We start from the raw sequence: 14251 nt of genomic DNA on the forward strand, positions 1-14251 counted from the left end.
CTGAACAACTTTATCCGATACCTGATCCGCTCGTTTTTCATAGTGATCATCGGCTTTACCGACGGTGAGTTTGCGTTGTACAAAGAAGGGAGAATCGGCTGTTTCCGTTTCACCAAAAAAAGAGCTGCTGCTTTCTTTGCCGAAGAAAGCATTTCCTGGCTGCTTTTGATGCTGGGCAGCCCTGCTGGTACTTTTGGTGTCGGTCACTTTTGTCATATTCAGATCCAGACTGTTTTAATAAGCCAGGGCATCCACGACAGCGATATTACGCTGAGGCCCCAGGGTAAGCGGTTCAATAAAATATCATATGCCTGCTGCGATACATACAATTGCCATTCTTCGTTCTTCCATTCCAGCCGGCCTTCACGCAGGAGGAAGTTGGCACGCAGTCCATCCGGAGTCGTATTACCGAGTACACCCCAGTTACGGATAACTGCCAACAGTAGCTCATCAGCTTCGGTTTTATCTTCTGCTGTGAGTGTTATGAAGCGTTTGACCGGCTGCGCCGGCATGATGCCGCAAAGTAGTTTTGGTAATACCAGGTCATATTCGGGGATGTCCTGGTCACCATTTGCCAGATAGCCCAGCAACTGCACTGCTTTGGCTTGGGCGTCTTCATCGCAGAACTGCCCTTCCCTGCGAAGCCGGAGCGCATCGAACAGCATCCCCAGATAAGGATGTAACAATATCAGCCCGGCATTGCCGACATATAGCTGCTCTCCTTCTTCGGGATTGACGGTCTGTGTATCTTCTGCTGATACCTGTTTTACGGGGATTTCTTCTGTTGATGTTTTTCCGGTTGATGCTGCTGTTGATAATTTTTCTGCTGATGTCTGATTCCTGTTATCCTGTGGCCGGGACACTTCTCCGGAAGAGTTTTCCAACGAAACATTTTTACCAAGGATGCTTTCAGCGTTACCTTCTTTCTCTGCTTTCCTGCCATCTGTGTTACCAGTCTGTTCCGGCTGTTCTGCAGCCTTTTCATCCTTACCGGTATATGCTTCATCAGATTTTTTTATTTCCTGCGAAGCTGATTCACATATATTCGTTTCCGTTACCGATTTTTGTTCTGATATGTCACTTATAGCGGCTATGTCATTCTCATGTCTGGGAGCGCCGCTATGTGTTGGCCAGGCGATATTATACTTTGACGACAGCAACCCGGTGGCAAGCTGTTGCAATGACGGCATGGCACTTATTTCGTCAACTGGCAGCTGTGGTAGTAAACCTAGCCAGCGTACTATATATTGCTGAGGTATAGTATAACGGATTAGTTCATCCAGCACAACAGGCGTCAGACTATTGCGACCAGGCAGGATCATTTCTTTGATCAGCCATTCAGTTGCTATGAGACGGAAGCTGCTTCTGTCTGGCAATACAGTCTGTATCAATGCCGACATTCCAATGCTGGCGGCATAAGCGGGTAATGTTTCATAGCAACATGTCTCCCATTCTTCTGTGAGCTGTAAAGCCTGATGATACCCACTGCCACTATAAGCCAGTATCCAGCTGTGTACGAAGTGGTGTGAAAACTGATATACCAGTCGCTTTACTGCGAGTGGTCTACTTCTGAGCAACTCGCTGCACCGGGTCCATGCAGCTGCTTCGGCAGCCAATGTTTCCAGAACAGCGGTTTCCCATTCCTCCTGTTCATGTCGTGTAGCGGTGAAAGGCAATACGCCATGTTCCAGGAAATATAACCAGCCGTTAAAGTGGGCATGCCTCAGTGGTATTTGCCGCATGCCTGTTTCCGGTACAGCATCCGGGCGAATACCCTGGTAACGCTGACGCAGGTACGAAATTACCAGCTGCGGCAACTCCCGCTGCAACGTATCCAGATCACAAACGCCCAGGTCTATTTCCAATTTCGGTATCTGTAGCAGGGTATCAGGAGAGGTCCAGGTATCAAACAGTGCCGCCAACTGATTTGACAGCGTGGTAGTACAGCTGTTACTTAGTATTCCCTGAAGGGCAAACGTATCTTTACCCGGCGGGGACTGCACTTCCAGCAATAGCTTTCCTATGGTATGTTGCTGTGTGGTCATGCGTTGAACATGTCTTCATATTTTTTAACAATTACTTCGGTGCTGCTCCTTCTGATCTCATCCGGGTTCCAGATCTTGTTCCAGTCGTCTTTGCCGGTGGGAAGGATTACTTTGACAGCGTCATTCACCAGATCGTTGCTACCAGCCGGGACCTGATCCTGGGGAGTTGCAACGAGTCTGTCAATAAAATAGGCAGTTGCATAAATCGTCAGGCTCATTACCAAAGGTTTTTGTGTATCATCAGGAGGGATTGGCAATGAACCCAGCAGCTTCTTGTAGGCCGGGAGTAATGCGGCAACATCACCCTGTATTTTCATCAGGTCATTGGCGTTCTTCACTGCTTCTTTCAGTTTGTCATCGTTATCCGGCGCTTTGATTTTGCCTATCTGTGTTGCGTATGCAGCAGCCCTTCTACCGAAGACTTTTTCCAATGAATCGAGTATGGCAATCTTCAGGGTTGCTTCCGCATTGGTGCAGCCTTCCACTTTGCCAGCAAACGTATAAGTGAGCAGATAGTTGCCGGTAACGGGTTTCACCAGGGTCAGGAGTGCACTACTTCTGTCTTCCGTCCAGGACACTTTGAAAGCCGGCGCCTGTTTTTTACTACCGTCTACGGTGAGATCGAAATCGCCTCCATATGGAGAAGGTTCCAGCATTATTGGTTTTGAGGCGTCCGGCAATGCTATTTCGATGGCCTGTTGTCCGTTGCTGGTGAGCGATACATTGTTCTGGGGGCATACGAGCAGGTCCTGTTCGTATTTGCTGCTTAATCCTTCATTGGAGGCAGTCAGCACTACCGTGTATTCGACACCGTTACTCAGCTTTAGCTCAAAATCAACCGGTACATTGAGATCATTGGTATCCTTGTCTGCCAGCTGGTTTCTTTTGCCGTCCAGCAGTTGCCAGTGGTATGTTGAAGCGCGTAATGATTCGTTTTTAAGCGTGAGCTTGTAGCTGGCTGTTTCGCTGTTGAACACCAGGCCTGCCACACTGAACAGGGCCGCGGGCGGAAGTTTCTGGAACTCTACTTTTACAGATGGTGTTTTTGAGCAGCAAACATAGGGCAGGCAGAAATCGGCGACCACGCTGTACTGTGACAACTCCGTTGCAAGATCTTCTGTTAAAGCCAGTCCAACACTATCTTTGCGGAGCATGATTTTCATCATTCCTGCAATTGTATCGGTTGGCAGATCAGTTACATCCTTACGGGCGCATACTAACACGAGGGTACCGCCGCGGGGCACGCCAGCGTTATGTTCCAGACCGGGGTGATTTTCAGCAAAACGATGAAACAACAACTCCTGTTCGAGGCTATCTTTACGGTCTTTATAGGATTTACAAACGGCATACAGAGACGTCAAGGCGCTGATACAACAGGTACGGTCATCGCTATTGCAGATCGACGGCAGGGCTTTATCGCTTTCATTGGATGGCGGTGCACACTTGTCTTTTACAAATTCGTCCAGGGTTTCATCAGTCGTATTCCCGAAGAAGGTGACGAGTGCTTCGAACATTTTACCAATGCTTCTGCGATCAAACTTTTCATTGAAAATACTTATCTCAAACTCTTCTCCGCAGGTTCCTGCGCAACGGATATCGTTCACTATTTTTTCCAGCACAATGCCGAGGTCTCCGAAACCTGCAGAGCATTCTTTGAAGAGGTTCGTCAGTGCATTATCTCCATCGAGATAAACAATTTTCACATCGAAAGGCAGGTGCATCTTTTTCCGTAATTCCTTCACTTTGTCCTGTACCTCTTTAACAGCGCCGTTGATATGGCCGGTGACCATAAAAAATGTATAGCCGTTGATGTCTGTGAGCATGAAGCGCGTGTCATTTACGGCATTCGCGCCGGGGATGCTGGTTGTACGGTGTGTACGTAACAATGCCGGGTTCCATAGTGCTGCAAGTGCCTGGGGATCTTTGTAATAAAAGGGGACTGCCCTTTTACTTAATGGCTGATGAATACCAGCGTCGGGAATAAAGCGTATGGCTATATTATTCCCTGTAGGTGGGGCGTCCAGGAAAATGGTATTATTAACCTGCGCCAGGTATTTCATTCTTTGCAGCAATAGACTGGCCGTCTCGAGTGCATTACCACCACGGTCAGCAAAGGGCGGGCGATAAAGTCCCATGCGGTAGTTTTTCCCCGATGTAATATTGATACCACCGAGTGCAATATATCCCCGGAAAAAATCTTTATCGGGCCAATAAGAATGAAAATTAAAGTCCGACATCTCTGCCAGTTCGCGGTAAGCAGCAATGAGGTCGCGGTAATAATCATACAACCACGAAAGTCTTCTGTTACCCGTACCCGGAGTATCTATCTGTACCCGAAGCTGCCTGAGCGCTACAGCGAGTCCATCAAACGGTGTAGTGCTATCATCGTTGGGATCAAGGTAAAACTTCACACTTTTGTATAAGGCAATGTAGGCGTCCCCTATTTTCTGTTCGGCTCTTTCGCAAACATTGCCGAAGCCTTTCCGCATTTCCTCCCAGCTGGTAAACCGTGTAAATGAGATCTCAGCGGTAGCATCCGCTCCGGTATATCCAAAACGTTCTACTTCCGGGTCATTACCAGGCGATGTGGCATTTACGGTATCGGCCCAACCGCGATGACCTTCGAAGATCTGCGGATCAACCAGCGCCAGTACAACATTTTCAGTGATTTTAATACCATTGCTCTGGTAGCCGTACAAGCAGGAAGCATCTTCTGATTCTTCGTTGTGTACTACCAGTACTACGACATATGGCGTATTCCCTTTCAGGAGAGCAGTCAGCGCATCCTTGTTCTCTTCTTTACTGTTCAGTACAGGTGTAGTGATGTCTTTTCCGAACAGTTCTATGGTGAGATCACCGCCACTTTTGTTCTTGCTGACACCATTGAAGACAATATCTTTCTCCGTGGAAAAGAGTATCCCATCTGACGTTACAGCTGTGCCCCTGCTTAAGGTCAGCGTACCATTCTGCTCATCTGTCTTCACAGTAAAGTTCAGTCCATAGAATATACCTGCGCCCTCCAGGAATACACGGGTATCCTGCTCCTCATTCCTGGCGAAATCAACTATCCCGTTCAGTCCAGTGCTTTTAAGCTGCTGTCCCTGTTTAAAATAAGGGTAAAGGATGGGGTTATTAACTATCATTTCTGAAGAATTTATTTTTTAATTACAAACCCAGTATTGCTTCATCCAGCAGGACCAGCGGCTTATTGTCTCCGCCCTGATCATCATACAGGAACGCTGCAGGGTATACATTTCTCAGTTTCATTAAAATGTCGTTCAGTTTCCGGAGGCTGTCATTATAATCACAGCTATCTTCCCTTGAAAGGGCTGTTATCCACTGCTTCCAGGCTTTCTCAAATTGCAGCATCTGCTGTGGTCCAACCCATACAATGTTGAGCCGTATATGAGACGGGGCTTCACGGCGCAGCGTATCTTCAAAGAACTGCCGGAAACGAGCCAGACGGAAGCGTTGTGGCCAGGCGGGCAAAACAACCGTAGCCCAGAATGAATATGGATCAGCCAGGAAAGTACAGTCGCACGGATCATTCTCCAGGTCTGTTGCCTGCGGATGGTTATCACAGAGGCATACATCGTCGCAAACAGGCAGCACATCGTTCCCCGCATCACAATTAACAGGCAGCGTTACGGTAACAATTGCTGCGGCCACCGTATTGGCCAGTGTAGACTGCATGCCAGCCCTGAATGTATCCAGATCTGCCAGCGCATCGCTAGCAGCAGGCGTCTTCGCCAATGCAGCCGATGCTACTCTTTCATCGTTCCTCCACCAGGATATGATGAACTGTTCAGGCTTCTCTTCGATATAAATACCTTTTCGCGCTGCCGCCTCCTGCAATGCTTTCAGGAATGCAGCTTCACCGGTGTTCTTTACATCTCCGAAGGCCGACTCACTCCGAATCTTCAGCTCCAGCGCATCTCCGTCTTTTCCCGCGGGCGTCCATCTTACTTCTAACTGCAGAGTTTCGTGTAACTGTTGCTGTGTGCGGGGACGCAACAACAGATGCTCCAGTAAATGGAAGCCTTCAGAACTGATCGCTTCCTGTACCTGCCTGATAGCAATCTCCCTGGCTGTTACGCTGATGTAGGTGAGCGGATGTCCGGCCAGTATGTGCGAGGGATTTACCAGCACAATACCAAACGGGCCACAACTGTTCTCATCGTCCCGCTGGTAATTGTCGATATTGCCCAACAGTCCTACGGCTTCTTTAAGTGCTGCCATTGCATCTTCCGGTGTATCATACACCGTGGAGGATTCCCATACCGTATTATATTGATAGATGGTCTCTCCTTCTTCTTCCACCTGTGCTATGTTGTTGATCTCAAATGTATATCCGTCAGTGTTTTCGACTACAGGAAAGGCCATGGCGTTGAAAATACGGGTAGCACGGTCACGCTCAATATCGGGTGCACATATGATGTCCGGGGCTACTGCAATAGTTCTGCCATCCATATCTCTCAGTGACAACCTGAAGGCCTTATCGCAATCCGCCAGCGGCTCATAGTAGTAAGACGCTGCGGTACGCGCCATTTCCATCAGGAACACAAAGAAGAACCTTTCTTTATCGTTCTGCGCCAGTTCCTTTGATGTATAGCGGGTTACAGCATTCCAGACCACTTCACCGTTCACGCCTGTCATCTGATAGTGATACAACGTGACATTTCCAGCCAGGGTTTCTTCCACGATCTTCCACAACACGATGTCTGCTTTCTCATCCTTGCTGTTCTTCCTGAACATGTCCTGAATATCATTGTAGCTCAGCCACAAGTCTTGTGCATTCAGCTTTTCGGGGTGTTTGAAGTAACAGCCAAGAATATACGCCTTATCTGTTTCGTCGTTGTTCTTAGCCGGATCTTCCGGCGCAGTAATGTTGTTATCACGGGGGTTCACAAAGTGTCCGTACAGCTCCCTGCGGCAATTAATATCAGCCACCAGCGATGTTCTTCTTTTCTCTCTTTTCTCCATGTCCTGAAACCAGCCGGTATCCTGCTCTCCTTTCTTCCGATGCTCAGCGTCAGGGAACCATCCGGTATGTTGTGCTACGCGGTAGGCATCATCGACCATTCGGAACGCATAACGGCAGCCAGCAGTATAATCGGTATACCTGAAAAAACTGCCGGTACTTTCGCTGCGATTATCAAGGAAGCTCTGAAGCCGGTTCCAGGCCCCGGATTCATCCACCTTAGGGTCTTCATCACCACACCGTTTCGTCACCTCTTTAATATCCAGCAGTACCTTACCTATATTGATGGAATAGTAACAACCGACCGTTTCGTTATCGGGGCAATAGTTTCCGCGATAGCGCAGTAACTGCAGGAACTCCGACAATGCAGCGAATGCCTGATCCGGGTCGGGGTATGTGGGAATGCTTTCCCATTCGTATGTGTCGGTTTTTATATCGTATATGTGAAATCCGTATGTTCCTCCGGACTGGCGATAAACGCCATGCTGCAGAGCAAACAGGCGGCGGGTACGGATAGCCGCATCGAATGCCTCTTCATCACTGAAAGCTTCTTTATAAATGGCCAGCGGTTGGCCTTTAGTATCATACAAGAACAGTTCCTTATTGTTCCCTGTCCATTTGCTATAGTTGTCTGTCTTCGCAGCCAGCTGGAGAATATACCAGCTTATCCCGCTGAAAGCAGCTGCAGCGGAGGCGGTATCGGGATAAGCATTTACACTTTGCCAGAGCAACAGGTTGTTCCGGCGCAGCTGGAAGTAGAATAATCCGTTTTCTGATACCACTACCGTATCACCTTTCTCCAATACAGTATAAACAGGTAGCTTCCGTTGGTACCGGTTCCGGAGCTGTTGCATCACCTCGTTTCTTTTGACCGGGGTGTCGAAATGGCTCACGTAACGGGCTATACGATATTCCCGGTCCCACAACCGGTAGCCTATCAACGCACGAACATTGTCCTTCTGCTGGTACAATACGGTATTCACTGTTTCAGGGGTGAAAGACAGTTCAGTACTGGCATTAAGGATCCACCGGTATATTCTGTCGCGGGTTTCTTTGGCGCGCAGCCCGCAACCAAACCAGTGTGGGTGTACAGCTAACCGGAGGTCTCCATTCACCACAAAGACGCGGTATCCGTTATCATCCTGCAATACCGTCAGGTTTTTTTCATCGTTCCTTATCAGGTCCAATATTGCTTTCAGTGCATCTTTTGCTTCTTCCTCGCTCATTTTCTCATCCAGACCAAGCAATGCCGTTTCAGGACGGCGACCGCAACACGACAGCCATTCCAGGCTGTATGACCAGGAGCCGGCCAGATTGATAGCCGTTACCGGCTGCCCGTATTCCAGCAGGAAGCGGATTGTACGCTCTATAGCGGCATCCCGCGCTGCTGTAGTGGTATATTCAACAGGATGTACAGCGATTACCTGCTGTTCATCATCCAATAATGTAAAGCTGTAGGTACAGTTGTCGTACGTAACAGGCATGTAGTATTTACGCTTCCGACCCAGCCTTACTGTTTCATAGAAGGCGATGCGTGCGTCTTCATCGGTAGTATAGAAATCAGTTCCTTCCAGTAATACCATGCCACCTGGCTCCTGAATCTTAAAGTAGTAGTGATACAGAGACAATTGCACCCAGTCTGTATTGCCAGCCATTCGGTCAAGTTGCTGCTGCAATACATTCAGAGCGGCATCTCTTTTCTCCGCTGAAGGATACCATTGTGCCTGTCTGGCAAATGGTGATTTATCAACGGCGAAAACCATATATCCGAAACCGTTACCTGGTTGCTGTTCCGGTTGAATATCCCTTGGCGCAGCCTGCATGATCCAAGCCAGAAGGGCTGTAAACACTTCCTCCCGCGTATCCCATACAGGAATACTTTGTAACAATGGATCACCTGCGTCTTTCAGCAGGAAACCGTATGCTTTCAGGATCTTTCCCCGCTCGCACCAGAGTGAGTTTTCGCCCGCCAGTAGTAATATTCTCTCTTTTATTTTCTCCGCCGCGGCCTGGTCATCCGCTTCCGGGCTTACCGCCAGCAGATGCCCACAGGCGTCATGTAACTGTACCCAATAGCGGCAGCCTGTTGCGGGTGATATTGTCAGCAATGCGGGATCTGCCGCGCTGCGTATTACATTCCGTGTATAATGTGCTGCCGTTGGGCCTTCCGGAACAGGTCTTACGGCATACAGGAGTGTCAGCGGCATACCTTCGGGTGCTTCCAGGTCCTGGAAGTGATAGATGGCAGCATCCATTTCCGTTACCATGTTGCTAACATCCCCCCATATACGATTAAAGAGCGAAACGTAGCGGTCTCTTGCCTGCTCAGCCTCTTCGCGGGTGCGGAATGCCGACAGGTAATGAGCTATTACAGTGACCACAGGTGTGGTATCTTCATTAACTGTTTCGGTACGTGTTACCTGCAATATATATCCACCTGTTTCCTGGACAATGAGATAATTCACTGTCTGAGCTGCCAGTACTACAAACTGTTCGAATGCAACAGGCAGCTGACTGTCGCTTCTGAATGCAGCAGCACCCTGCCATGCCGGTTTATGATGGTGATTCAGCTGCCAGTTGTACAGTTCATCCGTATCTCTGTGATACACCAGGTTATGGCGGCGGAAATACCGTTGCAGCTCCGTCATCTTCTGCGTAGCGGCACTGTTGCTGCCAAACACCTGCGGATGCCTTGCCAGCAGTATATTATCTTCTTTAATGAGGATTATATAATTGCCGCTTATCTGTTCCTGCACCACCTGCCAGACACTATCTTCCTGCAATACTTCAAGGCAGTTGTAACCGGCTATCAGCGCTTCATCCGGGGATGTATGGGCTTCAGTTCCTTTCAGCAGGATAATCTCATTCTCGTCCTGCAATAAAAAGTAATACCCTTCTTTTGTACGTGTATAGCGTTGGTATAAACCTCCATGTTGCGCAAAGTATCCGGCCAGCCAATCGGCCAGATTATCTCTTTCAGCAGCAGTAGTACATTCAACCGTACATCTCGCAATCATCTGTTGGCTGTCGGTTACGGGCGACTGAACGGTGAAGCCATATACGCCTTCCCCGGGACACCCATAAGGTTTGTAGTTACTTCTTTTTGCGGCCAGCGGTATAAAATTGGTATTCAGATTGGTTTCATCTTCTTTTTGATGAAGACTTTCGCTGATAAACAGCGGCTGTTCGCCCAATGCTGTTTTATAGGTAAAACGTTCTAACGTCTCGGCAACAACGAGATCGAAATTACTCAGGGATACGCCGGGAGACTTCCGTATACCCATCAGTCCATCTACCCTCCGTTGCAATCCGCTCACGGGGAATCCGGCAGGGGGTTGTATATAGTTAAAAGCGAGGGCACGATTGGCGCTGGTTTCAGGATATGCAGCCAGAAAAGCTGTTTTATCGGCGATGTTGCGGTCAGGATCATTCTTTTTACCGCTGAGGTTATACATCATGAGCGCATAATCTGTAAAATCCTCAGAAAACCTTGCCAGCAGGTGATTCAGGAATCGCTCTTTCCTTTCCTGATACTGTGTACCGGTTTCATATATTGCAGTCAGCATTTCCGTATATCCGGCATCGTTATATACTACATCGAAACTATACTGATCATCTTTGCGGTTGTTGATTCTATTATAGCTGCCTGGAAGTCCGGCCAGGAAACCGACGTCGCGCGCAGCCTGTTCCGCGTCTTCTTTCTTACTGAAGCGTCCGGTGCTGATCAGCAGGAGGTTATCGGCCAGATCTGTGATTACAAAGTACCAGTCACCATTTTCGCTTTGCCTGGGCGGAGCTTTAAAATCATTACCAGCGCAGGCGTTGATAATGCGTCTGATAGATTCATCACGCAGGAACATGGAATCGTACTGTCTGTGTGCCAAGCCATTCTGTGCCGGTTCAAAGGCCAGCGATGTGCCTTTTGGTGTATTGTTCTGAGATGTGCCTGGCAGTGATCTGGCATAACGCAGCAATGAAGGAAGCTGTGGTATCCCATTCAGATCTGCGGGGAAATAGGTATGTTGTGCATCCTCTCCACCAGGTTGTAAGGCAAACAGTTGCCTGATGTGGGACAGCTGCGACAGATAATCTGCCAGCAGCCTGTCGTAAAACAGGAGGTATGCCCTCAGCTGCAGTGTCTGTGCTTTGCGGGCGGCGGTATCATTGAGAGATACTTCATGCTTACCGATCAGGTAATTTTGCGGAAACTCGTACTGCACAGAAGTATACTGTGCCAGTTCCATCTGGCGGCCGGGAGGGACTACAGTATCCAGCGACGTTTCCGATTTGGGGAATTTGTTATAGTCTGATATAATTTTCAGATAGCGCTGTTTTACCCGGGAGATGTCTGCTGTGAAAGGGATTTTATTGCGGAAGAAGATAACGTTGGATGTTTCCGGAGATAATACCGGGCGGTGGTTCTTCCTAAGTCTGAGGCACCACTCTTCTCCTTCCGGTGTTACCTTTTCGCCGGAAGCATCTGTTACAGGAAAAGCGTCCGGATCTTCGCTGCTCATTACCAGGCGTGTAATACCGGCTACACCAGGTACACTCATGATGATGCGGTAAAGATCAGAAGCATGTATATCAGTGCGGCGTTCGAGGCTTTCCAATTCCATTGTATCGATAAAGCCATTCACGAGCAAAGTTTCATTGAGATCAAAATTGTAAGGGCGGCCTTCAAATATCTCCTCCATACTGCGGCCCTTATCCAGTAGCTGTTGCATAGTATAGAACCGTGGCGCCGGAGAAAAGAAATCCTGGATATTGCTGTAAATATTTACCAGTACATCTTCGGGGTCATAATTAGCTGCCAGCTCAATGTGAAGGCAAAGGCTGACTGGTTGTTTTTCCAACATGATCACTCCGGCAAAGTCTTCACACAGATTGCGGTGTGTGTGCAGTCTTTCATTGATGTCTGCCAGCATTTTCTCCACCGGAAACACGCTATTGCCACAGGCATCCTTCTCATAGGCGGATGCATAGACATCATCCGGTTCAATCAGCACATACTGCAGGCCATGGAGTGGTACAGGTGTAAACTTACCATCTGGTGGCGTGTTCATCAATGTGGAGGTCTTGCAGTCGTAAGACAATGTAAACTCTCCTTTTTCCGGCTTTTCGAGCCATGCATTGCGTACACCTTTTATATCGATGAGCATTTTGCGTATATCCGTCACAGTAAGCGGGTTATTACCCAGCATCTGTGCAGCGGTGAAAAAGTTATCATCGCGTCTGGCACCGGGAGGGGCAGCCACCAGATCGCTGAACCCGAAGCTGGTGCGATAGTCCAGGTCAGTGAGCACATAGCACAGTGCTTCCAGCATGGTAATCCCCGGATCATGCAGGTTGTGGTCTGTCCATATTTTGCCCGAAAACTCAGCGATATGCTGAATGCCCAGTTTGCGCAGCGTGGCGAAGTCGAGAAACTCGGGGAACCCGCTGTTCTTATCGGTTGTTATGCATTTGAGTTCAGGCATTTTTAAGTATTGCTTGATGATCTAACTGGTATCATTTTACTTTTTGCCTTCCAGGGCGGCGATACGTTTTTCCAGGGATGTGATTTGTTTCCCCATGGATTCAATCAGTTCCTGCTGCTCCTGCAGGGCTTTGGTGAGAACAGCCACCATATTAGCATAAGCCAGCGATTGCACGCCGTCGGGATCTGTGCTGACCAGTTCAGGGAAAAAGTCTTCCACCTGATGCGGCAGGAAACCGATCTGCTGTTCACTTGTCGGGCAGTTGGCTTTTTTATTGAAAGTGAAAGTAACCGGGTTCAGGTTCTTTACGTTTGCCAACACGCTGCCAAGAGGCTTTGGACCTTTTACCTTGCGTACGTCGGTATCGAGGTAAAGACCCTGCGCACAGGCGCGGCCCTTTACATTCAGTTCGAATCCTTCCGGTGTAAGGCCGCCAATGACGGTTTTCCCTTCCGGAGAAATGGTTATCAGGTCTTCGCCCTGGTTAATTTCCAGTTCATTATCGCCACCGTATTCCCCTCCTCTCTTAAAAACAAACCCTTTGTCGGCATCGGTGAGGAAAGCACCCCAATCGTTGTCTGCGCCTATCAGCAGGTAATTTCTTTTATCGGTATTAGGCCTGTTGTTGATGATACTGAAACCGGGGTTGATTTTGTCAAGGCACATCAGGAATGCACCACCGCCGCCATCTTTAGTTACTTCCACGGTAGTGACGGGTGTTTCAGTGCCAATGCCTACGCGGCCACTAGGCTTCACGGACAACAGCGTGTGTGTGTCCGCATTATTGGCGTTTGCCAGATAATCTTTATTATCATCCTGGCCTTTGCGGAAATAAAAACCATCCGGAGCGTTGGTGATAAAGCAGGCTGTAGTTGGTAACAAAGCAGTAGCCAGGTATTTATCGTCGGCGATAAACACGGCTTGCGGTATTACGGAGGCCACCGGGTTCACCATCACCTGTATCTTGTTTTCATTATGCACGTCGAGTGCAGCTTCCGGCGTATCTGTGCCTATTCCGACCCTGGCAATGTGTCCTGTATTGGTAAGAAATATGGGGTTTGTATCTTCTGTCAACCCTTCACCTGCGATTTCTCCTTCGCCGCTCTGCTGCTCTTCCACATTGAACCGGAAGCCGGTGGTATTGGTATCAAAGTTTGCACGGGCGCTGGTTACGTGTTGTGATAACCACTGTTCTTTTTCATCTTCCGTATGCCTGATCACAAATGCAGGAACAGTTGCATTCTCGGGGCTGAAAAGGAAGTCTGCCTGTGATTCATCGATATGAATATGTACACGTGCCTGCGGATTCTGTATGCCCATGCCTATTTTGCCAAATACCTTTGCGTACATGGCTATCGGTACTTTGTCGCTGTTCCGCACGATCTCCCAATCGTCATCTGTCGCATCCACATCGATCAGCTTCCAGTTATTGCAGTCCTTCTTCGGGTTGTCTACAGAGCAGACCCCTTTTGAAGGGTCGGAGGTTTTGCTATCGCGGCTCTCACAGCCGCAGGGTTTATCACCGGCAGGTGTACAGGTATAAAAGGCATTATTGTAGATAACAACATCTCCCTCATAATAGCAGATGCCTGCCACCCACTTACCGAAGAAGGCATCATCCCTTCTCACCAGTGAGGAGTCTATCAGGTTAATGAAATCCTGTGAAGTAGGTATAGCTCCGGATTTGAATTGTGCTTTCAGCACTGCTCTTGTTGTTATAGACATGGGAATATCTTTTGATTTTT

At 48.6% G+C, this 14251-nt stretch carries 5 protein-coding genes; all 5 read right to left on the reverse strand.

What is annotated here, in order from left to right; translation table 11 throughout:
• Nucleotides 1–216 (reverse strand): hypothetical protein (locus VM802_RS07815; protein ID WP_325529267.1); only part of this gene is annotated, 216 nt, incomplete at its 3' end.
• A 2-nt stretch (nucleotides 217–218) separates the two neighbouring features.
• Nucleotides 219–2045 (reverse strand): contractile injection system tape measure protein, encoded by a 1827-nt coding sequence (locus tag VM802_RS07820; RefSeq protein ID WP_325529268.1) that lies wholly within the window; start codon nucleotides 2043–2045, stop codon nucleotides 219–221.
• On the reverse strand, nucleotides 2042–5188 hold the full coding sequence (locus VM802_RS07825) for a hypothetical protein (protein ID WP_325529269.1): 3147 nt from the start codon (nucleotides 5186–5188) through the stop codon (nucleotides 2042–2044). The genes VM802_RS07820 and VM802_RS07825 overlap by 4 nt, the downstream gene beginning before the upstream one ends.
• 22 nt (nucleotides 5189–5210) lie before the next feature.
• Nucleotides 5211–12506 (reverse strand): baseplate wedge protein, encoded by a 7296-nt coding sequence (locus VM802_RS07830; protein WP_325529270.1) that lies wholly within the window; start codon nucleotides 12504–12506, stop codon nucleotides 5211–5213.
• Nucleotides 12507–12542: 36 nt separating this feature from the next.
• On the reverse strand, nucleotides 12543–14231 hold the full coding sequence (locus VM802_RS07835) for a tail fiber domain-containing protein (protein WP_325529271.1): 1689 nt from the start codon (nucleotides 14229–14231) through the stop codon (nucleotides 12543–12545).
• Between the last annotated feature and the right edge of the window lie 20 nt (nucleotides 14232–14251).

This window comes from Chitinophaga sp., assembly GCF_035538455.1.
In the GTDB taxonomy this organism is placed as follows: domain Bacteria; phylum Bacteroidota; class Bacteroidia; order Chitinophagales; family Chitinophagaceae; genus Chitinophaga.

What these genes read in the sequence shown, in the direction of transcription:
- VM802_RS07820 (WP_325529268.1), bottom strand. Translation starts at nt 2,045, where the DNA reads ATGACCACACAGCAACATACCATAGGAAAGCTATTGCTGGAAGTGCAG.
- VM802_RS07825 (WP_325529269.1), bottom strand. Translation starts at nt 5,188, where the DNA reads ATGATAGTTAATAACCCCATCCTTTACCCTTATTTTAAACAGGGACAG.
- VM802_RS07830 (WP_325529270.1), bottom strand. Translation starts at nt 12,506, where the DNA reads ATGCCTGAACTCAAATGCATAACAACCGATAAGAACAGCGGGTTCCCC.
- VM802_RS07835 (WP_325529271.1), bottom strand. Translation starts at nt 14,231, where the DNA reads ATGTCTATAACAACAAGAGCAGTGCTGAAAGCACAATTCAAATCCGGA.